The following is a 22,617-nucleotide window of genomic DNA, read 5'->3' as shown; positions in this document are numbered from 1 at the left end:
GTCTGGAGACGAAGGCAGCGCAGTCAATCAGCAGGAAGGTGGCATGTCTGCACAACCCGTCGATATCCAAATATTTGGCCGTTCACTGCGAGTGAATTGCCCGCCTGACCAAAGGGATGCGTTGAATCAGGCTGCGGACGATCTGAATCAGCGGTTGCAAGATCTGAAAGTTCGCACTAGAGTCACAAATACTGAGCAGTTGGTTTTCATTGCCGCATTGAATATCAGCTATGAGTTAACTCAGGAAAAAGCGAAGACCCGCGATTACGCGGCGAGCATGGAACAACGTATTCGGATGCTACAACAGACCATCGAACAGGCGTTGCTTGATCAAGGTCGCATAACCGAAAAAACGGGCCAAAACTTTGAATAACACTTTTCGCTTTACTATGGTAAAGTGATTGTGAAAACAGAATTTCTCTGAGATGTTTGCAAGCGGGCCAGTCCCCTGAGCCGATATTTCATACCACAAGAATGTGGCGCTCCGCGGTTGGTGAGCATGCTCGGTTCGTCCGAGAAGCCTTAAAACTGTGACGACACATTCACCTTGAACCAAGGGTTCAAGGGTTACAGCCTGCGGCGGCATCTCGGAGATTCCCCTTCTGACTGGCGACAGCCATGACACAACTTCCCGAACTCTCTTTATCACGACAAGAAATCCGCCGAATAATTCGGCAACGTCGCCGTGCGCTGACGCCAGAGCAGCAACGCCGTTTTGGTCAACAGGCCGCCGCCCGAATGCTCAGCTTTCCTCCCGTCGTGATGGCGCACACTGTCGCCGTGTTTCTCTCCTTTGATGGCGAACTCGACACCCAGCCGCTGATTGAACAGCTATGGCGAGCGGGCAAGCGCGTCTACCTTCCGGTTCTTCATCCCTTCAGCCCTGGCAACCTCCTGTTCCTGCACTATCATCCGCAGAGTGCGCTGGTGACCAACCGCTTAAAGATCCAGGAGCCACGGCTTGATGTCCGCGACGTATTACCGCTGGCAAAGCTGGATGTGCTGGTAACGCCGTTAGTGGCGTTTGACGAAGACGGGCAGCGCCTGGGGATGGGCGGCGGATTTTATGACCGTACGTTGCAAAACTGGCAGCAGCATAAGATCCAGCCCGTGGGCTACGCGCATGATTGCCAGTTAGTAGAAAAGCTGCCGGTTGAAGAGTGGGATATCCCGCTGCCTGCGGTGGTAACGCCATCCAAAATTTGGGAGTGGTAGCCGTGTTTTGCCGATTGACAGCGTCGCTTTTTTGACCTAAATTTCTCGGTGAAGGGTGAGGGAGGCGAACCTCCCTCCTGCGTACTCTCTGTTAATATGCTGGCGTAGCGATGATTAACAGGATCAGCAGCATGATGACGTATCTCATCATCGTCCCTTTCCTTTTTAGAGCCCCTGCTTCGCCAGGGGCTTTCCCGTTTCAGCGCTATGCTGAGCCTTTATCGTAAATTCCTTTTATTGCTGTACAACACGCAACGCTGCCTTTAATTACCAATTGCGGCAAGGCTCGAAAACAGAATGTATGCGTTACACGAAGAGATGTTGAGGCAGGGAAACCAGAGAAAGGATGGGCAGGTCATCTCCTGCCCATTTAGAAGAAATTAGTACAGCAGACGGGCGCGAATGGTGCCCGGAATCGCCTTCATCGCCAGCAGCGCTTTCTCCGCCACATCGCCATCGGCTTCTATATCAATCACCACATACCCCATTCGGGCGGAGGTTTGCAGATACTGCGCGGCAATGTTAACGCCCTGCTCGGCAAAGATCTGGTTAAGCGCGGTCAATACGCCCGGGCGGTTTTCGTGGATATGCATCAGGCGACGACCGCCGTGCAGCGGCAGCGACACTTCCGGGAAGTTCACGGCGGACAGCGTCGAGCCGTTATCCGAGTACTTAATCAGTTTTCCTGCGACTTCCAGACCGATGTTTTCTTGCGCCTCCTGCGTCGAGCCGCCGATATGCGGCGTCAGGATCACGTTATCGAATTCGCACAGCGGAGAGGTAAACGGATCGCTATTAGTGGCCGGTTCCGTCGGGAAGACGTCGATAGCCGCCCCCGCCAGATGTTTCGTCGCCAGCGCATCGCACAAAGCCGGGATATCCACCACCGTACCGCGCGCGGCGTTAATCAGCAGCGAACCCGGCTTCATCAGGGCTATCTCTTTTGCGCCCATCATGTTTTTGGTGGAGGCGTTTTCAGGTACGTGCAGACTGACCACATCGCTCATATTCAGCAATTCAGACAGGTGCTGCACCTGAGTTGCGTTACCAAGCGGCAGTTTATTTTCAATATCATAGAAATAGACATGCATCCCCAGCGATTCCGCCAGAATGCCCAACTGCGTTCCGATATGGCCGTAACCGATAATGCCAAGCTTTTTACCGCGCGCTTCGAACGATCCCGCCGCCAGTTTATTCCATACGCCGCGGTGCGCTTTGGCGTTCGCTTCCGGCACGCCGCGCAGCAGCAGCAATAGCTCGCCAATCACCAGCTCCGCCACGGAACGGGTATTCGAGAATGGCGCGTTAAAAACCGGAATACCGCGTTTTGCCGCCGCATTTAAATCCACCTGGTTGGTGCCGATGCAAAAACAGCCAATCGCCACCAGCTTCTCTGCGGCGTTAATCACTTCTTCTGTCAGATGAGTACGGGATCGCAGACCGATGAAGTGGGCATCGCGGATGGACGCTTTCAACTGTTCAGCGTCCAGCGCGCCCTTGTGATATTCAATGTTGGTGTAACCTGCCGCACGAAGGCTTTCCAGCGCCTTTTGATGCACCCCTTCAACCAGCAGAAATTTAATTTTATCTTTCTCCAGCGATACCTTTGCCATTTCCCCGATCCTGTCTTTTTTTGCCATCTGATGTTGTGTATGGATTTGCATCCGTCCTTCAACATATCAAAAAAAATTATCACGGCAATATGAACGTTTGCGCCAGCGTCGTGAAGGAATCGCATACAGCGGGAAATAGCAGATGAAAATACCGGGAATAACTTTTTCTTTGGAGGGATCGGCAGGGCAAACGATTAAACGTGATACATGTCACCAAATTTGCCCTGACCGAATTTTTTACGCGGCAGGAAATACGCCTGGCGGGATCATTTTACGATGGTTTTCACCCCGTCCGGCGTGCCGATCAGTGCGACATCGGCGCCACGGTTGGCGAACAACCCTACGGTCACGACGCCCGGAATCGCGTTAATGGCGTTTTCCAGCGCGATGGGATCAAGGATTTCCATCCCATAAACATCCAGAATCACGTTGCCGTTATCCGTGACCACGTTCTGACGGTACTCCGGACGCCCGCCCAGCTTCACCAGTTGACGAGCAACCGCGCTGCGCGCCATCGGAATCACTTCGACCGGCAACGGGAATTTGCCAAGAATATCCACCTGTTTAGAGGCATCCGCAATACAGATAAATTTCTCCGCCACGGAAGCAATAATTTTCTCACGGGTTAATGCCGCGCCGCCGCCTTTGATCATCTGCATATGACCGTTGATTTCGTCCGCGCCATCGACATAGATACCCAGGCTATCCACTTCGTTGAGGTCAAACACATGAATACCGAGGCCTTTGAGTTTTTCAGTCGAGGCGTCCGAGCTGGAGACCGCGCCTTCAATCTGGCCTTTCATTGTGCCCAGCGCATCAATAAAGTGTGCGGCCGTTGAGCCTGTACCAACGCCCACAATGGTGCCGGGCTGTACATACTGAAGTGCCGCCCATCCTACCGCTTTTTTCAGTTCATCCTGCGTCATAGATCGTTTCGCCTGTGGTGTGAAAATACAGCCGCATTATAGAACATTGTCGGGAAAAATCTCCGTGTCCGTACACAGGCTACGGATTTCATCTGTACCGACGGCAAATTTATGTCATAGTGCGGAAAAAAATAACAGGAGCATGACACAACAATGAAACGTCCGGACTACAGAACACTACAGGCGCTGGATGCCGTTATACGTGAACGAGGATTCGAGCGCGCCGCCCAGAAGCTGTGCATCACGCAATCCGCCGTCTCACAGCGCATAAAACAGCTTGAGAATATGTTCGGACAACCTTTGTTGGTGCGTACCGTTCCTCCTCGCCCCACGGAGCAAGGGCAAAAATTACTGGCTCTGCTGCGTCAGGTTGAACTGCTGGAAGAAGAGTGGCTGGGCGATGAACAAACCGGCTCTACGCCGCTGCTGCTGTCGCTGGCGGTTAACGCCGACAGTCTGGCGACCTGGCTGCTTCCGGCGCTGGCGCCGGTGCTGGCGGACTCCCCTATCCGTCTCAATTTACAGGTGGAAGATGAAACGCGCACGCAAGAACGTCTGCGGCGCGGCGAGGTGGTGGGCGCGGTGAGTATTCAGCATCAGGCGCTGCCCAGTTGCCTGGTAGACAAACTGGGCGCGCTCGACTATCTGTTTGTCGCGTCAAAGCCGTTTGCCGAGCGCTATTTCCCCAATGGCGTTACCCGGTCGTCGCTGCTGAAAGCGCCCGCCGTCGCGTTCGACCATCTGGATGATATGCATCAGGCCTTTTTGCAACAGAATTTCGATCTACCGCCCGGCAGCGTGCCGTGCCATATCGTTAATTCATCCGAAGCGTTTGTACAGCTTGCGCGTCAGGGCACGACCTGCTGCATGATCCCTCACCTGCAGATTGAGAAAGAGCTGGAAAGCGGCGAGTTGATCAACTTAACGCCTGGCTTGCTACAACGCCGGATGCTTTACTGGCACCGCTTTGCCCCGGAAAGCCGGATGATGCGCAAAGTGACCGACGCGCTGCTGGAGTACGGGCACAAGGTGCTGCGTCAGGATTAGCCTCTCTATGAATGCCGGATGGCGGCGTGAACGTCTTATCCGGCCTGCATGACCCATTATTCCCTCGTCACTTCTTTGAAGTTCATCACAAAATCATTGCGTTCAGGCGGCAAAAAACGACGCGCCATTGGCTATTTTTTGCTGGCGACAAGGCGATTCAAAACGCTCACCGTATTAGCAAATCTTCATTTCAATGCGTAATACGGAGCAAAAAACGCGAACACCGGGAGAAAATGCGGCCTGGAAGCGCCCAGGCCGGGCGAGATTACTGCGTGCTGGCGGCCGTTGTCGACGTATGCCCGGTTCCAGGTTCAAGCTGGAATACCACATCGACCTGATCGTCGAACTGAATGGTCGGCTGCTCGTAAGTTTCCTGCGCGGATACCGGCGCAGCATCTGCGGCTTTCATCATTCGCACCACCGGACTCGGCTGATAATTAGAGACATGGTAACGAACGCTGTAAACCGGCCCCAATTTGCTGTTAAAACCGGCTGCCAGCGCTTGCGCCTGATGAATCGCGTCATCAATGGCGGCTTTGCGGGCCTTGTCTTTATAGGCGTCCGGTTGCGCTACGCCCAGCGACACCGAACGAATCTCGTTCAGACCCGCCTTCAGCGCGCCGTCCAGCAGAGAATTAAGTTTATCTAACTGACGCAGCGTCACCTCAACGGTTCGCACCGCACGATACCCTTTCAGAATGCTTTTACCGTTTTGGTAATCATAATCCGGCTGCGTGCGCAGATTCGCCGCGCTAATGTCTTTTTTCGCAATCTGATTTTGCTCAAGGAAGGAAAGATATTGCGCCACGCGCTCATCGGCCTGCTTCTTCGCCGTCGCCGCATCCTTCGCCGCGACGTTCACTTCAATCGCTAAGGTGGCGATATCAGGCACAGCATCGACGCTTGCCGTACCGGAAGTCACGATGTGCGGGCCTTCCGGCAATTCGCTTGCCTGCGCCGACATTGCACTTAAACCCACTAATGCCGCCAGGGCCATCACTTTGAACTTCACAGTCTCTCCTCCATATTGCAGTCATTGCCCTGATATACAGGGCGCATGCAGGCAAGCTTAGCGGATATCGGCCTGTTGTCCATCAGATAACGCTTAGTTGAAAAGCGCGTGCATATGCGCGACGCCTTCCCGCGCCAGTTGGAAGGCGATAAGCCACATCACCACCCCAACCAGAATGTTGATAATGCGTTGAGCTTTCGCCGTACGCAGTCGAGGCGCAAGCCAGGCCGCCAGTAGCGCTAACCCAAAAAACCATAAGAACGACGCGCTAATCGTGCCGAGGGCGAACCAGCGCTTTGGCTCCATAGCCAGTTGTCCGCCGAGACTGCCCAACACGACAAACGTATCCAGATAAACGTGCGGATTCAGCCACGTTACCGCCAGCATCGTAGCAATAATTTTCCAGCGCCCCTGCTTCATAACCTCGGCGCTGGCCAGCTCCAGATTACTGCTCATTGCCGTTTTCAGCGCGCCAAAACCGTACCATAACAAGAACGCGACCCCGCCCCATGTGACCAGCGCCAGCAGCCACGGCGACTGCATCAGCAACGCGCTGCCGCCAAAAATACCGGCGCTAATCAGGACTAAATCACTTAACGCGCAAAGCAGCGCTATCATGAGGTGGTACTGGCGGCGAATTCCCTGATTCATCACAAACGCATTTTGCGGGCCAAGCGGAAGGATCATGGCGGCGCCAAGGGCAAACCCTTGAAAATAATAAGATATCACGTTAACTACCCTGAGCTGTTTTTCTTAAAGGCAGACTATAGCGCGGGAATATTATTAGCGGAAATTGATAATTTTAATCACTAATAAGAAAAGCTAATGAAGAGACTGAATAACGGATGGCGGCTACGCTTATCCGCTCAATAACCAGAGAATACTGGAGGCGGATAAGCGCAGCGCCGGCAGGCAGCGCGGGAGAAAAATTACTCCGCGGCGTTATCTTTCACGCGTTTAAAATTGACGTCCATCTGCGGGTACGGGAAGCTAATACCAGCGGCGTCGAATTCACGTTTAATACGTTCCAGCACGTCCCAGTAGACATTTTGCAGGTCGCTGCTTTTACTCCAGACACGCACCACAAAATTAATTGATGAGGCGCCCAGCTCATTCAAACGCACCGTCATTTCGCGATCTTTTAAAATACGATCGTCGGACTCGATAATCGTCGTTAGCAGCTGTTTCACCTGATCGATATCCGAATCGTAGGCCACCCCAATAATGAATTCGTTACGGCGAACCGGCTCACGAGAATAGTTGATGATATTTCCCGCGATAATTTTGCCATTCGGAATCACAATAATTTTGCCGTCTACCGCGCGCATTGTTGTGGAAAAGATTTGCACATTCAGTACCGTACCGGCAACGCCGCCTAAATCGACATACTCACCGGCGCGGAACGGACGGAACATAACCAGCAATACCCCAGCCGCAAGGTTAGAAAGCGATCCCTGTAATGCCAGGCCAACGGCTAAACCAGCGGCGCCCAGTACGGCAATAACCGAGGCGGTTTGAACCCCCACACGACCCAGAGCCGCAATCAGCGTAAAAGCGATAACCCCATAGCGCACCAGTGCAGAAAGAAAGTCGGCCACTGTCGCATCAATATGACGCGCACGCATCAGACGATTTACCGTATTGGAGATCACGCGCGCTACAATCAAGCCGATGATGATAATAGCGATAGCCGCAACAATATTCACAGCATAGCTGAGCAATAACGCCTGGTTGCGTACCAGCCAGGTGCCCGCACCATTTATGCTGTCGACAACATTCAAATCTTCCATTCAATATTCCTTGGTCATAGCAAAACAAGCAAATGAGATCATTCTCACGAAAAGAACTTTTTAAAGGTAAACAAAAACAGAGGAATATGCCATTTTTCGGCATCATCCCAAAAAAGGCAGGTACATTGTGTATTGGCCGGATGAAAGCGCTAACTAACGCCGCTCTCCGGAAATAACGATAAAAAAATGGCTTCCCAAGGGAAGCCATTTCAATCAGCAGACTATATTACAGAACGTCAATCGCGTTCAGTTCTTTAAATGCTTTTTCCAGACGAGCGATCATCGAAGTCTGGCCAGCACGCAGCCATACGCGCGGGTCATAGTATTTCTTGTTCGGCTGATCTTCGCCTTTCGGGTTGCCCAGCTGACCTTGCAGATACGCTTCGTTTTCTTTGTAGTAGTTCAGAACACCTTCCCAGGTTGCCCATTGGGTATCGGTATCGATGTTCATTTTCACTACGCCGTAGCTTACGGAGTCTTTGATTTCCTGAGCAGTAGAACCGGAACCGCCGTGGAAAACGAAGTTCAGGCTGTTGTGCGGCAGGTTGTGTTTCTTAGAAACATACTCCTGAGAATCACGCAGAATGGTCGGGGTCAGAACCACGTTACCCGGTTTGTAAACGCCGTGTACGTTACCGAAGGAAGCGGCAATGGTGAAACGCGGGCTGATTTTGCTCAGCTCAGTGTACGCGTAATCAACATCTTCCGGCTGGGTGTACAGGGCAGAAGCGTCCATGTGGCTGTTGTCCACGCCGTCTTCTTCGCCACCGGTGCAACCCAGTTCGATTTCCAGAGTCATGCCAATTTTGGACATGCGCGCCAGGTATTTGGAGCAGATTTCGATGTTTTCGTGCAGAGACTCTTCAGACAGGTCAATCATGTGAGAAGAGAACAGCGGTTTACCGGTAGCCGCGAAGTGTTTTTCACCCGCGTCCAGCAGACCGTCGATCCACGGCAGCAGTTTCTTCGCGCAGTGGTCAGTGTGCAGGATAACCGGAACGCCATAATGTTCAGCCATCTGATGAACGTGATGCGCGCCAGAGATAGCGCCCAGGATTGCCGCGCCCTGAGGTACGTCAGTTTTCACGCCTTTACCCGCGATGAAGGACGCGCCGCCGTTGGAGAACTGAACGATGACCGGTGCTTTAACTTTTGCAGCGGTTTCCAGAACAGCGTTGATGGAATCAGTGCCCACGCAGTTAACTGCCGGCAGAGCAAAATTGTTTTCTTTTGCTACCTGGAACACTTTCTGTACGTCATCACCAGTGATCACGCCTGGTTTTACGAAATCAAAAATTTTAGACATGTTTCGTTGTCCTGTATCGTCGGGCTTTGGGAAAAAACACGGGCCGCCCTGAATGTCAGATCGGCGATAAATCAACGGGCAGGAATCCCTGCCCGTAACGATTACTTCTTAGCGCGCTCTTCGAGCATCGCTACGGCTGGCAGAACTTTACCTTCCACGAATTCGAGGAATGCGCCGCCGCCAGTAGAAATGTAGGAAATTTTGTCAGCAATGCCGAACAGGTCGATTGCCGCCAGGGTGTCGCCGCCGCCAGCGATGGAAAACGCTTCGCTATCAGCGATGGCATTCGCCACGATTTCAGTCCCTTTACGGAAGTTCGGGAACTCAAACACGCCAACCGGGCCGTTCCACAGAATGGTTTTGGCATTCTTGAGGATTTCAGCCAGCTGCTGAGCGGAAGCATCGCCGATATCCAGGATCTGCTCGTCTTCTTTCACGTCGTTAACGGATTTCAGAGTCGCCGGTGCGGTTTCGGAGAACTCGGTGGCAACGCGAACATCGGTCGGAACCGGGATATCGCAAGTGGTCAGCAGACGTTTTGCTTCGTCAACCAGGTCAGCTTCGTACAGGGATTTACCGACGCTGTGGCCCTGAGCGGCAACGAAGGTGTTGGCGATACCGCCGCCGACAATCAGCTGGTCAGCGATTTTTGACAGGGAATCCAGAACGGTCAGTTTGGTAGATACTTTAGAACCACCAACGATAGCCACCATCGGACGAGCCGGTTCTTTCAGCGCTTTGCCCAGCGCATCCAGTTCAGCGGCCAGCAGCGGGCCTGCGCACGCAACGTCAGCAAATTTGCCGATACCGTGGGTAGAAGCCTGCGCGCGGTGCGCAGTACCAAAGGCGTCCATCACGAATACGTCACACAGGGCGGCGTATTTTTTAGACAGCGCTTCGTCGTCTTTCTTTTCGCCTTTGTTAAAGCGAACGTTTTCCAGAACCACCAGCTCACCTTCGGCCACGTCAACGCCGTCCAGGTAATCTTTAACCAGGCGAACCGGGTTAGACAGTTTGTCTTTCAGGTAGTTAACAACCGGCAGCAGAGAGAATTCTTCGTTGTACTCGCCTTCGGTAGGACGACCCAGGTGGGAAGTTACCATCACTTTCGCGCCCTGTTTCAGAGCCAGTTCAATGGTCGGCAGAGAAGCGCGGATACGCGCGTCGCTGGTCACTTTCCCTTCTTTAACAGGTACGTTCAGATCCGCACGGATAAAAACGCGTTTCCCGGCCAGATCCAGATCGGTCATCTTAATTACAGACATGGTGAATCCTCTCAATGATGCTTAAAGTTTTGTCGACGCTGACGCGTCGAGCCTGAAACCAACTGCGGCCATCGCTAACGTGGTGTCGAGCATCCTGTTAGCAAAGCCCCATTCATTATCGCACCAGACCAGCGTCTTGATCAGGTGGGCGCCACTGACCCGGGTTTGCGTGCCATCAACAATGGCGCTGTGCGGGTCGTGGTTAAAATCTATCGAGACCAACGGTGATTCCGTATAGTCAACTATACCATGAAATGCACCTTGTGCTGCTTTTTGCAGCAACTGGTTGACTTCACTGGCTTTTACTGGTTTTTTCACCGTCACGCTTAAATCGATCGCCGTCACATTAATGGTTGGAACGCGCACCGCAATCGCCTCAAAACGATCGTTAAACTGCGGGAATATACGCGTAATGCCTGCCGCCAGTTTTGTATCTACCGGGATAATCGACTGGCTGGCCGCGCGCGTGCGCCGCAGATCGGAGTGATACGCGTCGATCACCTGCTGATCGTTCATCGCGGAGTGGATCGTCGTGACGGTACCAGACTCGATGCCGTAAGCATCATCCAACAATTTAATGACGGGAATTATGCAATTCGTGGTACAGGATGCGTTTGAGACAATACGATGTTCCGCACACAGTTGGTTCTGGTTCACGCCAAAAACGACGGTGGCGTCAAGATCGTTGCTGCCCGGATGAGAAAAGAGCACTTTCTTCGCGCCAGCGGCAATATGCGCCTCGCCATGCTCCCGGTTGCCATATACGCCCGTACAATCCAACACGATATCCACGCCCAGTTCGCGCCACGGCAGATCCGCCAGCGTTCGTTCATGCAGAATACGAATGACATCGTCGCCGACAAAAAGCTGCTCGCGCTCGTGGCGAACCTCCCATGCAAAACGCCCGTGGCTGGTATCGTATTTCAACAAATGCGCCATGCCTGCGGCATCCGCCAGCTCGTTGATGGCTACCACGGTAATTTCCGCCCGACGTCCGGATTCATACAAAGCACGAACCACGTTACGCCCGATGCGACCAAAGCCATTAATCGCTATGCGTACGGTCATAGGTCTCCTGCAAGGCTATCCCGATTCAGATGAGGCTGACAGAGTAATGCAGCTCATCGTCGAGTAAAACCTCACCTGTCGCAAACTGCGACTGATTGGTTAATTGTCGAACATTTAATTAACTGAAACGCTTCAGCTAGAATAAGCGAAACGGGGAATAAAAGGAATGTTTGTCCAGTCGAAGAAGACAGTTATCTGACCTGCATCACATTTCATGGCCGCTTACGCTGCAATTTATTCCATATTTAAGAATCACCAGTACATCCGTCAGATCTTTTCATCGTCGCGTCACAAATACTGATTTATATCAGAAAGCGCTGTCGCCAGCGTCTATATTATCAGCGCCACGTCCGAGTCTCGGAGTCCTGTAACGATGACTGTATCTCACCACAATGCCTCTACAGCGCGCTTTTACGCGCTTCGTCTGCTTCCCGGCCAGGAAGTGTTTTCCCAATTACACGCCTTTGTGCAACAGAACCAATTACGTGCCGCCTGGATAGCAGGGTGTACCGGCAGTCTGACCGATGTTGCGCTGCGTTATGCCGGGCAAGAGGCGACCACATCGCTCACCGGCACGTTTGAAGTTATCTCGCTAAACGGCACGCTTGAATTGACCGGCGAGCATCTGCATCTCGCGGTATCGGATCCCTACGGGGCCATGCTCGGCGGCCATATGATGCCAGGGTGTACCGTGCGTACCACGCTGGAACTGGTTATCGGCGAGCTGCCAGCGCTGACGTTCAGCCGTCAACCGTGCGCCATTTCCGGTTATGACGAACTGCATATTTCTTCCCGTTAATTGACGACTCTTTAAGAGGTACTTTATGGCGCGTCGCCCGTTTTCCAGCCAGTCTCTGGTGCTGATTGTCATCGCTATTGCCATCAATATGATTGGCGGACAGCTTATTAGCATGTTGAAGCTGCCTATTTTTCTCGACTCGATCGGCACCTTAATTAGTGCGGTACTGTTAGGACCGTTCATCGGCATGTTGACTGGGCTTCTGACCAACTTGCTGTGGGGGCTGCTTACCGATCCTATCGCTGCCGCGTTTGCCCCGGTAGCGATGGTTATCGGTCTGGTCGCCGGGTGGCTGGCACGCGCAGGCTGGTTTCGTACCCTGCCCAAAGTGATCGTCAGCGGCGTCGTCATTACGTTAGCGGTGACGCTGGTCGCCGTACCGCTTCGTACCGCGCTTTTTGGCGGCGTTACCGGCAGCGGCGCTGATTTATTCGTCGCCTGGATGCATTCAATGGGCCAAAACCTGGTGGAGTCGGTCGCGATTACCGTCATAGGCGCTAATCTGGTCGATAAAATTCTGACGGCGATCATCGTTTGGGTGCTGCTGCGTCAGCTACCGTTACGTACGACACGGCATTTTCCTGCGATGTCAGCCGTACGCTAAATGCATCCGTTTACCTCGTTAACCTTATGGGCGTTGGCGGCCTGCACCACGCTGCTACTCCCTGCGCAGACCGTGCTCCCGGTTTATAGCGCGGCGGCCTTCCTCTGTCTGCTGGCGCTGAAATCAACGCGGCGGCGGGCGAAGTATGTCGCCTGGCTGATGCTGTCTTTAGGGTTTGGGCTATGGCTGGTACATGGCGGTTGGCTAACGGAATGGATAAGCGGGCAGCCTCGCGATCCGCAGCGCTGGGTATATGCCGTTACGCTATGGCTACGTCTGCTGGCGATCGTGTCGACGTCGCAGCTATGGATGCAGTATGTGCCGGTTCAGCGGTTTATTCGCGCCCTGTTCGCTTCACGTCTGCCACCCGGCATCGCTTACCTGTTCGCTGGCCCGCTGCTGGTCGTCGAACAGCTCAAACGACAACTGACGATCGTTCATGAAGCCCAGCGCGCGCGCGGCGTACCGCTGGATGAAGGCTGGTATCAGCGGCTACGGGCAATGCCTGCGCTGATCGTGCCGCTTACGCAAAATGCGCTTAACGATCTGACAATACGCGGCGCGGCGTTGGATATGCGGGGGTTTCGGCTGCATCGAGCCCGAACCACGCTGTGGGCGCCGAAAGATAGCATGTTACAACGGGTTGCGCGGTATGGCATGGTACTGCTAATACTGGCGGAAGCGGGAGTATGGATATGGTTACGTTAGAGCAGTTTCGTTATCTTCCGTCCGATGCGACACGCCCGCCGGCATGTTTTGATTTCCACTATTCAACACCCGGAATAGTGGCGATAGTCGGCGATAACGGCAGCGGAAAAAGTACGCTGGCGCAACTGATGGCTGGCTGGTATCCGGATTATCTCCCCGGTGATATTGACGGCACAGGCTTACTGCTTGGCGTCCCTATCGGGCAGCTCCCGCTGGTAGAACAGTCGCCCACCATCCAGCTGGTGCAGCAATCGCCTTATTTACAGCTTTCCGGCTGTACCTTTAGCGTAGAGGAAGAGGTGGCGTTTGGCCCGGAGAATCTCGGCCTCCATGAAGCGGAGATTCTACGGCGCATTGACGAGGCGCTGACTCTGACAAACTGCCAGTCGTTACGCCATCGTCATCCCGGCACGCTCTCCGGCGGCGAAACGCAGCGGGTAGTGATTGCCAGCGCGCTTGCCATGCAGCCCAGATTATTAGTTCTTGATGAAGCCTTCAGTCGGCTGACGTCAGCGGCCACCGGGACACTGCTGGAACGGTTACAACAGTGGGCGCTGGAACGTCATTCTCTCATTGTGCTTTTTGAACGTAATCACTTTCCTTTTCTGACGCGATGCCAGCGGGTATGGCAATTGCGCGACGGAGCGCTAACCCCATTATGTTGACGTTAAATCAGGTCGCTTATCGCTGGCCGGATGCCGCAGCCGACTGTCTGCACGCTATCTCGCTTGAACTTCGTGACGGCGAATGGCTGGCGTTGACCGGCGATAACGGCGCGGGAAAATCAACGCTGTTACGGATTATGGCCGGCCTGCTTTCCCCCGCTTCCGGCTCGGTAACGCTTAATGGAGAGCCGATTGCGCAGCTTAAAAATCGTCAACGCGCCGCCGCTATCGGCGTACTCTTTCAGGAAGCGGAAAACCAGATTTTCCACAGCAATGTCGCACAAGAGGTCGCTTTTGGGCTGAAACTACAACGCTTATCGGCGGAGGAAATTTCACGGCGCACGCAGGCCGCGCTGCGGTTATGCCAGCTAACGGACGTCGCCGAGGCGCACCCGCTTGATCTGCACGCCGCGCAGCGCCGGATGGTGGCGGTCGCCAGTCTGGAGGCGATGGCGCCGCCGGTGTTATTGCTGGATGAACCCAGCCGGGATTTTGACGCCCACTGGCTAACCGTATTTGAACACTGGCTGGCGACATGCCGGGCACGGGGAACCAGCGTCGTGGCGATTAGCCATGACGCTGCGTTTACCCGGCGTCATTTTTCACGGGTGGTACGGCTGCATAATGGCGCGATAACGCCGCGTAACATCATTAAGGACACGCCATCCGATATTCGCCCGTAGAGGTCATTTCCAGCATGAGATCGGCTGGCAGGCTACTTTCCAGCACCCGGCGCACATTTGGGCCGTCGGTGCGTTCATAAAAGGTTTCCGCCTCCGCCTGTGATAATCCTCCCGCCAGTTTACGTCCAATCAACCGGGCGCGTAAGGTTTCCGCCGGGGCGCGAATAAATAATGAGAAATCGCAAAACTCCGCTAACGCGCGCCATCTGTCGTCATCACGCAGGAGCCAGTTTCCTTCCACAATCACGATCGGCGCCGTGACCACAACAGCGTGTTCCACCGGGTCGTGCCGCTGTCGGTCGTACTGCGGCCAGGTCGCTTCGCCAGCCCGCACCAGACGCAGATTTTCCGCCAGCTTATCAACGTCAAAGGTTTCCGGCGCGCCTTTACAGGCACGTAAATGATGCGCCTCCAGCCAGCGGTTATAGTAATGAAAGCCATCCATGGGAAGCGTTTGAATTTCCGGCAGGCCAGCATCCTGACGAGAGAGATATTCCCAGAAGGTGGTCAGCGTGGATTTGCCTGTGCCGGGCGGCGCGCTAAGAAAAACGATGGTACGGCGCTCAGGTTTAGCGGCATGTATTTTAGCCAGTTGTTGCAGTAAGGGCTTGTGAACCTTCTCTATTTCATCATCATGATAATGTGCTTCAACGTGCAGCCCATTAACCGTTAATGCGATTTTCACGGCGTTAATTCCTTTAAAATTGTCGTTACCGCCAGCGCCATCGCCGTTTTGACCATACCGGTAAAGCGCACCTCAGACCACGCGGCGAAGTCGGCAAACTTCATCGACTCCAGCGCGCCATATAAGGGCGCATTACGGGTAATACAGTTAACGTTACTGATGAAGTCCCAGGTAATGTCGTCGGCAAAACCGGGAATCGCGTCCTGTTCATGCAGGTACTGATAAAACTGAGAAAAATGGGTGATGTCAGCGTAGAGCCATTTATCCATTTTCCCCAGCGCATAAATCAGACGTAATGCAACGTTGATATCGTCAAGCGGCCCGCTTTGGGCGAGTAACGGCTTCACTGCATATTCCACAATTTCTTCATCATTATCGACAAATAGCGACGGCAGAAAGCGCTTAATGCCCTGGAGCAAAATGTTATGTGCCGTCGTCATAAACGAAAGTAAATTATTTTGAGCATCCAGTTGCTCAAGCACATCGTCTTCTGTCAGCGTCGTCATTTGTGTCCCGATATACTCATCGTCTTTCAAGCTACAGGTGGGCGTGGACTTGCCACCGTCCTTTATCCTGAAAAGCCCAGAGTATATACCCTAAATAATTCGAGTTGCAGACAAGCGGCAAGAGAGAGAACCACCAGGAGCTTACATGAGTAAGTGACTGGTGTGAACGCGCGTCGCCAACGTACTTGCAACGTGAAGAATGACGGGGATAAGTCACCATGAATGCAGAGAGTCTATAATATTACACGTTCGATCTGCGCTACCGATCAGTAAAGTTTGCGTGCGCACACCGTTCGCAACCCGTTGGATCCCGTTAACCAGATCGCCGCCCGTAACGCCCGTCGCGCTAAAGAGAATGTCGTTACCGGCAGCCAGCTCGTCAAGGGAGTAGACACGGTTAACCGCAACGCCCATTTCTTCGCAGCGTTGACGCTCCTGTTGCGCCACCAGGCGGTTGTCAGCGTTGTCCCCTTTCGCTTCACAAAAGTCGAGCAGCTCCGCCTGCATATCACCGCCCAGCGCTTTTACCGCACAGGCGGAAATTACGCCTTCAGGCGCGCCGCCAATGGTATACATCAGATCATAAGGGTTATCCTGCAAACAGGTCAGGACGCTGGCCGCCACATCACCATCGGGGAGAGCGAATACCTTAACCCCAAGTTGCGTCGCCTGTGTAATGGCTGGTTTCAGCCGCGGTTTATCTAACGTGACCATACGCAGATCCTCCAGCGGCTTATTTAGCGCCCTGGCGACATTTCGCAGATTATCGGTTAACGATAACGCCAGATTAATCACGCCTTTCGCCTGCCGATTTACAACCAGCTTTTTCATATACATATCGGGCGCATGTAACAAGCTGCCCCGGGGCGCAAACGCCATGACGGCCAGCGCATTACTTTGTCCCATGGCGACCATTCGGGTGCCTTCTATAGGATCGACGGCGATATCCACCTCCGGCCCCTCGCCGTTACCCACCTCCTCGCCAATCCATAACATGGGCGCATGATCGATCTCCCCCTCGCCGATGACGATCCGCCCACGGATGGCGATATCATTCAATGCCTGTCGCATCGCGGTAACAGCCAGCGCATCAATTCTGTTCTTATCGCCGCATCCGGTTTGCGGCCAGGCAGCCAGTGCTGCCTGCTCCGTAATGCGAAATAGCGGCCATGCCAGAGACATCATGCCGCCTCCCCGATATCCACGCCAAATTGCGCCAGCAGGTATCTTTCCGCTTTTTCGTTCCAGATGCCGTGCGTCTCTTCAACCAGACGCGCCAGCTCCCTGAACAACGGATCCGTTTTTCCTTTTTCGGCGAAATCAGTAATCGCCGTCAGCGGCATGGTGACGCCGTTATAGATAAGCTTCTTACCGCCGGGAATATCCGGCAGGTTGAGTACGGTGTCCGGTACTGCATCCAGCCCACCAATATGCGTCACCATGAATGAAGGCTGAAGCTGTCCTGTTGCGCTTAACGTAATAGCCTCTTTCATATCCTCCGTGGAGCCGCCGGATGTCCCTACGACATGGGTACTGTTGTAATGCACATTGTAGAAATTAAACGGTACCTTGAACTGGCTATCTGTCGGCCCGGCAAAGAAATTCAGGCAACCGTCTTCGGCGAGAAGATCGTCAGCCATTTCAACGACGGACGGAACGGCGGCATAAACAAAGACATCATCAAATCCTGCGCCATCGGTTAATGTCCGAAGTTGCGCAGCAGGATCAGCCATGCCCGCGGTATTCACATAGATAAGCTCAATGCCCTTCTCAGCGGCCTGTTTGACCGGCAGCAGTTTTTTAGCCTGCGCCAGGCGGGCTTCATCGATATCGACCACCACAACTCGCGCCGGCTGGATCCCGCCGTTAATGGCATAATCAATCGCACCAATGCCCATCGGTCCGGCACAGGCCAGGAGCGCGATATTACCGCCGGGTTTGACTCCCATCCGATGTTCATAAACATAAGGTGTTGTATGGTAATTGGCGTTATAAGCGCCAATAATGCAGCACATCGGTTCCGCCAGCGATGCCGCGGCAAAATATGAGCCGTGATACGGTAAAACACAGCCCAGATTAATCGCTACTTCCGGGATTATCATGTACGTGGCGTTACCGCCAAAATATTCGTAACTGTAGCCAGCAGAATAACCGCTCGGCAGGCCCATCGCCGGTTGTAAAACAAAACGCTGTCCTTTTTTATATTTATCAGTCAGATTTTTTCCTACTTCGACGATAATTCCAGCACATTCATGCCCCGTAATGACTGGATGATTTTCCAGATCATCTGGCACTCGTTTATGTTCACTGCCTAATAAAGCGGCTTTCCAGGTAGAGAGACATACGCTGTCGGAAATTACGCTTACGAGCAGTTCATTCTCCGTAATGTCGGGTAATTCAAACTCACGGATACGGACATCCCGCTTGCCATATATAGCAGCTACTTTCGTTTTCATATTTACTCCAGAAACCTGAAATATTAATTCGATGTCAAATGGTTAAATAAATCATCAAGGCACGGATCGCCAATATAGTTTTTAATAAGTATTAAGGGCTTATCGCTGACTCGCTTAACCCGTCCTTCAAGGCTGGCGTGGGTAACGATAATATCGGCATCATCCGGTACATTTTCGATAGCGTAATGTTTAACGTCGATAGTCAGGCCCGCCTTTTCCAGACGTCGGCGGAACGTTGTGGCGCCCATTGCGCTGGAGCCCATCCCCGCATCGCAGACAAAGGCGATACGTTTCACGTCGCGATATGAAAATTTGCCTTCTTGCTTCATGGCTTTCACCGCTTTAGCGGAATCACTAAAAGTATCTTCGCTGTCGGCTTCGCTACTTTTTTCCATTTTCAAAATGAAAGCGGTGATAATAAAGGTCACTGCCGTTCCCGCCGTTACGCCAGCAATCGTAGCAAGGAAAGAACCTTTCGGCGTCAGCGCCAGGTAAGCGAAAATTGACCCCGGGCTTGGCCCTGCAACCAGGCCGCCATCCAGCAGGTTAAACACCCATGTTCCGCTCATCCCGCCGGCAATCATGGCGATGAGTGTTAATGGCTTCATCAGCACATAGGGGAAATAGAGCTCATGAATCCCCCCGAGGAAATGGATAATCATGGCGCCAGGCGCAGATTTCTTTGCCATTCCTTTGCCGAATAGCGTAAAGGCAAGCAGCAAACCTAAGCCAGGCCCCGGGTTAGAGGCCACCATAAAGAAAATGGACTTTCCGGTTTCCGACGCCTGTTGCATTCCCAACGGATAATAAACGCCCTGATCGATGGCATTGTTCAAAAAGAGGATTTTTGCCGGTTCATTGATTAAAGACAGCAGCGGCAGATAGCCCGCATGTACCAATGATTCAATACACTCCTTCACAAAGTTATTGGCAATAAGTACCGCCGGACCAATCACTTCAAAACCCAGCAGGCACAAAATCATCCCGGCGATACCCAGCGAGAAGTTATTAATCACCATCTCAAAACCGGCGGGAATCCGCTTCTCCAGCAACCGATCAATATATTTAATGACCAGACCGCCGAGAGGCCCCATAATCATTGAGCCAAGAAACATGGGGATATCAGCGCCGATGATAACGCCAATGGTGCCAATTCCCCCCATCACGGCGCCACGCTTTCCACCGACCAGATGTCCACCGGTAGAACCAATCATTACCGGCAGTAAATAGGTAATCATCGGGCCGACAATTTTGGCGAAATGCTCGTTTGGCATCCACCCGGTTGGAATAAATAATGCAGTGATAAAACCCCAGGCAATAAAAGCGCCGATATTGGGAATGACCATCGCGGTCAAAAATCCCCCAAAAGCCTGGACCTTTGCACGAGCAGACTTGTGTTCCATATTAATATCCTGTAAAGGAGAGAATAATTATGCGCGAGCTATAATATCCGCCAGCTCTTTTTCTGATTTCGCAGCTAATAACGCCGCTAAAACATCCTCTTCACATAATAGTTCGCTTAACGCCTGGATAGCGCCAATATGTGAATCTGAATCTGCTGCTGACAGGCCGATTAATAATTTTATGCCGTCATCCTCGTCGGTAAACTGCACATCCTGCCTGAGCAATGTTAATGACATCCCGGTTTTTAACGCGCCGCATTCGGGGCGAGCATGAGGCATCGCGACACCAGGTGCCAGAATATAGTAAGGACCATTACTGATTGTTGAATCTTTGATAGCCTGAATATAATTTTCATTTATATAACGATTAGCCAAAAGAGATGACATGGAAAAATCAACAGCTTCCTGCCAATTTTGTGCCAATGGCCTTATTGTAATAGATGCTTCAGGAAAATAATCTATTAACCGCATAAACTATCCTTATTTTATTTTTAGGGTACAACTTGTCGTTAAAAATAAAATACGCGGGCGGCAAAATGAAATCAATCCAGGCGAAAAAGCGAGCGCTTAAAATGGCATGATTATAATTTATCTATAAAACAATCTGTTATAATTATAAAAATAAAAAGCAAGTTTAATTTTGTGATGTTAATTGCAAATTCAATAAATAATAAAATATCAAAATTGTGATAAAAATCACAAATGAAGCCTTGTTAGCGATAAAATAAATGTATCTAAAAAAATGGGTCGCCGAAGCGACCCGTTTCATGCCGTATTAAGGATTACAGCAGCGCTTTCGCTTTGGCGATCACGTTGTCCACCGTGAAGCCAAACTCTTCAAACAGCAGCTCTGCCGGAGCAGACTCACCGAAGGTGGTCATCCCGACAATAGCGCCGTTCAGGCCGACGTATTTGAACCAGTAGTCAGCGATACCCGCTTCAATCGCCACACGCGCAGAGACCGCCTTCGGCAGGACAGCTTCACGGTAGGCCGCATCCTGCTTGTCGAACGCGTCGGTGGACGGCATGGAAACCACGCGCGCCTTCACGCCTTCGGCAGTCAGTTTTTCGTAAGCGGCAACCGCCAGCTCAACCTCTGAACCGGTCGCAATGAAGATAATCTGCGGCTGGCCCGCACAATCTTTCAGTACGTAACCACCGCGGGCGATATTTGCCAGTTGCTCTTCAGTACGTTCCTGCTGCGCCAGGTTCTGACGGGAGAGGATCAGCGCGGTTGGGCCATCCTGACGCTCTACGCCATATTTCCACGCCACCGCGGATTCCACCTGGTCGCACGGACGCCATGTGGACATGTTCGGCGTTACGCGCAGGCTTGCCACCTGCTCGACCGGCTGGTGCGTCGGGCCATCTTCGCCCAGACCGATGGAGTCGTGGGTGTACACCATCACCTGACGCTGTTTCATCAACGCTGCCATACGCACTGCGTTACGGGCATATTCGACGAACATCAGGAAGGTGGAGGTGTACGGCAGGAAACCGCCGTGCAGGGCGATACCGTTGGCGATAGCGGTCATACCGAATTCGCGCACACCGTAATGAATGTAGTTACCTGCGGCATCTTCGTTAATCGCTTTCGAACCGGACCACAGGGTCAGGTTAGACGGTGCCAGGTCAGCGGAGCCGCCGAGGAATTCCGGCAACAGCGGACCGAAGGCTTCGATGGCATTCTGGGACGCTTTACGGCTGGCGATTTTGGATGGATTCGCCTGCAGTTTAGCGATGAACTCATTCGCTTTCGCATCGAAGTCAGCCGGCATGTCGCCTTTCATACGACGAGTGAATTCAGCAGCTTCCTGCGGGAAGGCTTTCTCATAAGCCGCGAATTTCTCATTCCATGCAGACTCTTTCGCCTGGCCGGCTTCTTTCGCATCCCACTGGGCGTAGATTTCAGACGGGATTTCGAACGGCGCGTACTTCCAGCCCAACTGTTCGCGGGTCAGCGCGATTTCCGCGTCGCCCAGCGGCGCGCCGTGGGAATCGTGGGTACCCTGTTTGTTCGGCGAACCGAAGCCGATGATGGTTTTGCACATCAGCAGGGACGGTTTGTCAGTCACGGCGCGAGCTTCTTCCGTGGCGCGTTTAATGGCGTCGGCATCGTGACCGTCAATGCCACGGATAACGTGCCAGCCATAGGCTTCAAAACGTTTCGCGGTGTCATCGGTGAACCAGCCTTCAACATGACCATCGATAGAGATACCGTTGTCATCATAGAACGCGATCAGTTTGCCCAGTTTCAGAGTACCAGCCAGAGAGCACACTTCGTGAGAAATGCCTTCCATCATGCAGCCGTCGCCCATAAAGACGTAGGTGAAGTGGTCAACGATATCGTGGCCAGGACGGTTAAACTGCGCCGCCAGAGTTTTCTCGGCAATCGCCATCCCGACGGCGTTGGCAATACCCTGCCCCAGCGGGCCAGTAGTGGTTTCAACGCCAGCGGTGTAGCCCACTTCCGGGTGACCCGGGGTTTTTGAATGTAGCTGACGGAAATTCTGCAGTTCGGACATCGGCAGGTCATAACCGGTGAGGTGCAGCAGGCTGTAAATCAGCATTGAGCCGTGGCCATTGGACAGCACGAAGCGGTCGCGGTCGGCCCAGGACGGGTTGGTCGGGTTGTGGTTCAGGAAATCACGCCACAGGACTTCGGCAATGTCAGCCATACCCATCGGGGCACCCGGGTGACCGGATTTGGCTTTCTGTACTGCGTCCATGCTCAGCGCACGAATAGCATTGGCAAGCTCTTTACGTGAGGACATTTTGACTCCAGATCGGATGTTGAAAGGCCATGCCCGTAACGACTTGACGACAGCGCGTTTTGGGCTACGCCGGAAAATTTGCCAACAATTTA

Annotated in this window: 23 protein-coding genes and 1 other RNA gene; 9 read left to right on the top strand and 15 right to left on the bottom strand. The window is 53.0% G+C overall.

All coding sequences use genetic code 11. The features are described from left to right. Positions 1-43 precede the first annotated feature (43 nt). The 3 genes from zapA to NA330_RS06105 all read left to right on the top strand — a co-directional run bounded on the left by zapA (position 44) and on the right by NA330_RS06105 (position 1,215). A complete protein-coding gene (gene zapA, locus NA330_RS06115) occupies positions 44-373 on the top strand; it encodes a cell division protein ZapA (RefSeq protein ID WP_001276011.1) in 330 nt (109 codons plus the stop codon). Positions 374-414: 41 nt separating this feature from the next. Next, positions 415-598: non-coding RNA, 6S RNA (gene ssrS, locus NA330_RS06110), on the top strand. Between the two features lie 20 nt (positions 599-618). Further along, entirely contained in the window at positions 619-1,215 is a 597-nt protein-coding gene (locus tag NA330_RS06105; protein WP_000192754.1) for a 5-formyltetrahydrofolate cyclo-ligase, read from the top strand. Between the two features lie 380 nt (positions 1,216-1,595). On the opposite strand, the gene serA is transcribed toward NA330_RS06105, so the two are convergent. After that, positions 1,596-2,828, bottom strand: a complete 1,233-nt coding sequence (serA, locus tag NA330_RS06100; RefSeq protein ID WP_001151627.1) for a phosphoglycerate dehydrogenase — start codon at positions 2,826-2,828, stop codon at positions 1,596-1,598. Between the two features lie 266 nt (positions 2,829-3,094). Further along, positions 3,095-3,754 (bottom strand): ribose-5-phosphate isomerase RpiA, encoded by a 660-nt coding sequence (gene rpiA, locus NA330_RS06095; protein ID WP_000189741.1) that lies wholly within the window; start codon positions 3,752-3,754, stop codon positions 3,095-3,097. 153 nt (positions 3,755-3,907) lie between these two features. On the opposite strand from rpiA, the gene argP reads away from it, so the two are divergent. Beyond that, positions 3,908-4,801 (top strand): DNA-binding transcriptional regulator ArgP, encoded by an 894-nt coding sequence (gene argP / locus NA330_RS06090; RefSeq protein ID WP_000828345.1) that lies wholly within the window; start codon positions 3,908-3,910, stop codon positions 4,799-4,801. 265 nt (positions 4,802-5,066) lie between these two features. Here argP and NA330_RS06085 read toward each other — a convergent pair whose 3' ends face one another. The 6 genes from NA330_RS06085 to epd form a co-directional block, all read right to left on the bottom strand. Continuing rightward, on the bottom strand, positions 5,067-5,813 hold the full coding sequence (locus NA330_RS06085; RefSeq protein WP_023181527.1) for an oxidative stress defense protein: 747 nt from the start codon (positions 5,811-5,813) through the stop codon (positions 5,067-5,069). A 93-nt stretch (positions 5,814-5,906) separates the two neighbouring features. Next, entirely contained in the window at positions 5,907-6,542 is a 636-nt protein-coding gene (gene argO / locus NA330_RS06080) for an arginine exporter ArgO (RefSeq protein ID WP_000626863.1), read from the bottom strand. Positions 6,543-6,742: 200 nt separating this feature from the next. Then, the gene (locus NA330_RS06075; protein ID WP_000389833.1) at positions 6,743-7,603 is read right to left on the bottom strand and encodes a small-conductance mechanosensitive channel MscS; all 861 of its coding nucleotides are present in this window, start codon (positions 7,601-7,603) and stop codon (positions 6,743-6,745) included. 226 nt (positions 7,604-7,829) lie between these two features. Continuing rightward, on the bottom strand, positions 7,830-8,909 hold the full coding sequence (gene fbaA, locus NA330_RS06070; protein WP_000034387.1) for a class II fructose-bisphosphate aldolase: 1,080 nt from the start codon (positions 8,907-8,909) through the stop codon (positions 7,830-7,832). Between the two features lie 101 nt (positions 8,910-9,010). Next, positions 9,011-10,174, bottom strand: a complete 1,164-nt coding sequence (pgk, locus tag NA330_RS06065) for a phosphoglycerate kinase (RefSeq protein WP_000111274.1) — start codon at positions 10,172-10,174, stop codon at positions 9,011-9,013. Positions 10,175-10,195: 21 nt separating this feature from the next. Next, on the bottom strand, positions 10,196-11,242 hold the full coding sequence (gene epd, locus NA330_RS06060; RefSeq protein ID WP_023241571.1) for an erythrose-4-phosphate dehydrogenase: 1,047 nt from the start codon (positions 11,240-11,242) through the stop codon (positions 10,196-10,198). 373 nt (positions 11,243-11,615) lie between these two features. Here epd and NA330_RS06055 point away from each other — a divergent pair, with 373 nt between their 5' ends. From NA330_RS06055 to NA330_RS06035, 5 genes are read left to right on the top strand one after another with little or no spacing between them, the layout of a single operon-like run. Beyond that, positions 11,616-12,041: a PPC domain-containing DNA-binding protein gene (locus NA330_RS06055; protein WP_000218568.1), complete on the top strand. Its 426-nt coding sequence runs from the start codon at positions 11,616-11,618 to the stop codon at positions 12,039-12,041. A gap of 25 nt (positions 12,042-12,066) precedes the next feature. After that, positions 12,067-12,645: an ECF transporter S component gene (locus NA330_RS06050; protein WP_000124001.1), complete on the top strand. Its 579-nt coding sequence runs from the start codon at positions 12,067-12,069 to the stop codon at positions 12,643-12,645. Continuing rightward, a complete protein-coding gene (locus tag NA330_RS06045; protein WP_000553270.1) occupies positions 12,646-13,353 on the top strand; it encodes an energy-coupling factor transporter transmembrane component T in 708 nt (235 codons plus the stop codon). Further along, positions 13,341-14,018 carry an ABC transporter ATP-binding protein gene (locus NA330_RS06040; RefSeq protein ID WP_001534176.1) on the top strand — a complete coding sequence of 226 codons (678 nt, stop codon included), beginning with the start codon at positions 13,341-13,343 and terminating at the stop codon, positions 14,016-14,018. Before NA330_RS06045 ends, NA330_RS06040 begins: the two co-directional genes overlap by 13 nt. Next, positions 14,012-14,701: an ABC transporter ATP-binding protein gene (locus tag NA330_RS06035; RefSeq protein ID WP_023210130.1), complete on the top strand. Its 690-nt coding sequence runs from the start codon at positions 14,012-14,014 to the stop codon at positions 14,699-14,701. Before NA330_RS06040 ends, NA330_RS06035 begins: the two co-directional genes overlap by 7 nt. On the opposite strand, the gene NA330_RS06030 is transcribed toward NA330_RS06035, so the two are convergent. The 7 genes from NA330_RS06030 to tkt all read right to left on the bottom strand — a co-directional run bounded on the left by NA330_RS06030 (position 14,670) and on the right by tkt (position 22,525). Beyond that, entirely contained in the window at positions 14,670-15,386 is a 717-nt protein-coding gene (locus tag NA330_RS06030; RefSeq protein ID WP_000684838.1) for a nucleoside/nucleotide kinase family protein, read from the bottom strand. The two genes, NA330_RS06035 and NA330_RS06030, sit on opposite strands and share 32 nt — an antisense overlap. Beyond that, positions 15,383-15,892: an MltR family transcriptional regulator gene (locus tag NA330_RS06025; RefSeq protein WP_023241572.1), complete on the bottom strand. Its 510-nt coding sequence runs from the start codon at positions 15,890-15,892 to the stop codon at positions 15,383-15,385. The genes NA330_RS06030 and NA330_RS06025 overlap by 4 nt, the downstream gene beginning before the upstream one ends. 213 nt (positions 15,893-16,105) lie before the next feature. Next, positions 16,106-17,077, bottom strand: a complete 972-nt coding sequence (gene glpX / locus NA330_RS06020) for a class II fructose-bisphosphatase (protein ID WP_023241573.1) — start codon at positions 17,075-17,077, stop codon at positions 16,106-16,108. Further along, positions 17,074-18,348, bottom strand: a complete 1,275-nt coding sequence (locus tag NA330_RS06015; protein ID WP_000853171.1) for a zinc-binding dehydrogenase — start codon at positions 18,346-18,348, stop codon at positions 17,074-17,076. Before NA330_RS06015 ends, glpX begins: the two co-directional genes overlap by 4 nt. A 23-nt stretch (positions 18,349-18,371) precedes the next feature. Continuing rightward, the gene (locus tag NA330_RS06010; RefSeq protein WP_000400411.1) at positions 18,372-19,751 is read right to left on the bottom strand and encodes a PTS mannitol transporter subunit IICB; all 1,380 of its coding nucleotides are present in this window, start codon (positions 19,749-19,751) and stop codon (positions 18,372-18,374) included. 27 nt (positions 19,752-19,778) lie between these two features. Beyond that, positions 19,779-20,222: a PTS mannitol transporter subunit IIA gene (cmtB, locus tag NA330_RS06005; RefSeq protein WP_001518319.1), complete on the bottom strand. Its 444-nt coding sequence runs from the start codon at positions 20,220-20,222 to the stop codon at positions 19,779-19,781. Between the two features lie 311 nt (positions 20,223-20,533). Further along, entirely contained in the window at positions 20,534-22,525 is a 1,992-nt protein-coding gene (gene tkt / locus NA330_RS06000) for a transketolase (RefSeq protein ID WP_000098650.1), read from the bottom strand. Positions 22,526-22,617 lie beyond the last annotated feature (92 nt).

Origin of the sequence: Salmonella sp. NW722 (assembly GCF_051702785.1) — a bacterium.
Lineage (GTDB): Bacteria > Pseudomonadota > Gammaproteobacteria > Enterobacterales > Enterobacteriaceae > Salmonella > Salmonella enterica.
Note: the sequence above shows the minus strand (reverse complement) of the source record. Positions and strands in the feature narration are given on the sequence as shown.